Source organism: Acidovorax sp. HMWF018 (genome assembly GCF_003061035.1).
Classification (GTDB): Bacteria; Pseudomonadota; Gammaproteobacteria; order Burkholderiales; family Burkholderiaceae_C; genus Acidovorax; species Acidovorax delafieldii.
This window is the reverse complement of the sequence record NZ_QAIM01000617.1, coordinates 1-1,808: the sequence shown is the minus strand read 5'-3', so window position 1 is coordinate 1,808 and position 1,808 is coordinate 1. Positions and strand designations below refer to the sequence as shown.

Below are 1,808 nucleotides of genomic sequence, written 5' to 3'. Positions count from 1 at the left end.
GTGCAAGGGGCGCGCCGGTGCCGGGATCTTGGCCATGATGCGCTGGATGAGCGCGTCGGCATCCAGCCCTTCAGACAGCGCCTCGTACGACAGCGCCACGCGGTGGCGCAGCACGTCGGCGGCCAGGTCCACCATGTCTTCGGGCAGCACATAGTTGCGACCGCGCAGCATGGCCAGGGCCTGCGCGCCCTCGGCCAGGGCAATGGTGGCGCGCGGGCTGGCGCCGCAGCTGATGTAGCCGACCAGGTCTTTCAGGCCATGGCGTGCAGGCTCGCGCGTGGCCGCCACCAGCTTTACGGCGTACTGCAGCATCGACGGATCTACATACACCGTGCGGCATTCGGCCTGCAATGCCGCCAGCTGCGCCGTGGTGGCCACAGGCAGCACCTGCACGGGCACATCGAGCGCGCGCTGGGCGATCACGAATTCTTCTTCCTCGGTGGGGTAGCCCAGCAGCACCTTCATCATGAAGCGGTCCACCTGCGCCTCGGGCAGCGCGTAGGTGCCTTCGGTCTCGATGGGGTTCTGGGTGGCCATCACCAGGAAGGGCTCGGGCACCTTGTGGGTTTCGCCCGCAATGGTCACCTGGCGCTCCTGCATCACCTCCAGCAGCGCGCTCTGCACCTTGGCGGGCGCGCGGTTGATTTCGTCGGCCAGCAGCAGGTGGGTAAAGACCGGGCCCAGCGTGGTGCTGAACTCGCCGGTTTTTTGGTTGTACATGCGCGTGCCCACCAGGTCGGCGGGCACCAGGTCGGGCGTGAACTGGATGCGCTTGAAGCTGCCCTGGATGGTGCTGGCGAGTGTTTTCACCGTCAGCGTCTTGGCCAGGCCCGGCACGCCCTCGACCAGCAGGTGGCCCTGGGCCAGTATGGCGACCATGACGCGCTCCAGAAAGCGGTCTTGCCCGACCACCACGCGTTTGACCTCGTAGAGCACCTGTTCCATCAGCGTGGCGGTGGCGGCGTTCGATGCATTGGGCGACGTGCTGGATGACATGGGGCTCCTTGCGATGACGAGTGGAATGGTGGGGTGGTGTGCGGTCAGAACGGCGGCATGCCCACGGCGGACGCCGCGTTTTCGATGGGCACCGCGAAGCCGATGCCGATGAAGGTGCGCGCCTGGGTGGGGTTGAGGATGGCGGTGACGATGCCCACCACCTCGCCGTCCATCGTCACCAGCGGGCCGCCAGAGTTGCCAGGGTTGGCCGCTGCGTCGAACTGGATCAGATTGCTGAGCTGGCGCTTGCCCTCGGGCGACGTGAATTCGCGCTGCAGGCCCGACACCACGCCCGCCGAGGCCGAGGGGCCGATACCAAAAGGAAAGCCGACGGCCACCACATGGTCGCCTGGACGCAGGTTCTGGGTGGACCGCAGGGTGGCGGCTTCCAGGTCGTCGGGCACCTTGTGGGCCTGCAGCACAGCCAGGTCGTTTTCGGGTTGCACGCCGGTGATGCTGGCCGTGGTTTCCAGTCCGTCGTGGAAGGTGATGCCGATGCGGTCTGAGCCCGCCACCACATGCAGGTTGGTCAGGATGACGCCTTTGTCCACGATGACCACGCCCGTGCCGATGCCGCGCTCGACCTCTTCCTTGCCGTTCTTGCTGCGCCCGTAGCCCACCACGCGCACCACCGAGGGGCCGATGCTCTCCACAGCCCGCGCGGCGGCAGAGGGCGGGGTGGTGGTCTCCAGCGTGCGCAGCACCGCGGCGTCGATGTCGTCCTGGGTGATCTTGCGGGCGGGGCTGCGGGTGTTGTGCCAGGCGCTGGCTACCAGCAAGGCGGCCAACAGCACCACGATGGTCCACAGGGC

At 67.4% G+C, this 1,808-nt stretch carries 2 protein-coding genes; both read right to left on the bottom strand.

The features are described 5' to 3' along the window. Positions 1-996, bottom strand: a 996-nt coding sequence (locus tag DBR23_RS26205; RefSeq protein WP_108500053.1) for a MoxR family ATPase, incomplete at its 3' end; no start/stop codon positions are given. Between the two features lie 44 nt (positions 997-1,040). After that, the coding region (locus DBR23_RS26200) for a S1C family serine protease (RefSeq protein WP_199227808.1) at positions 1,041-1,808 on the bottom strand (768 nt) is incomplete at its 5' end.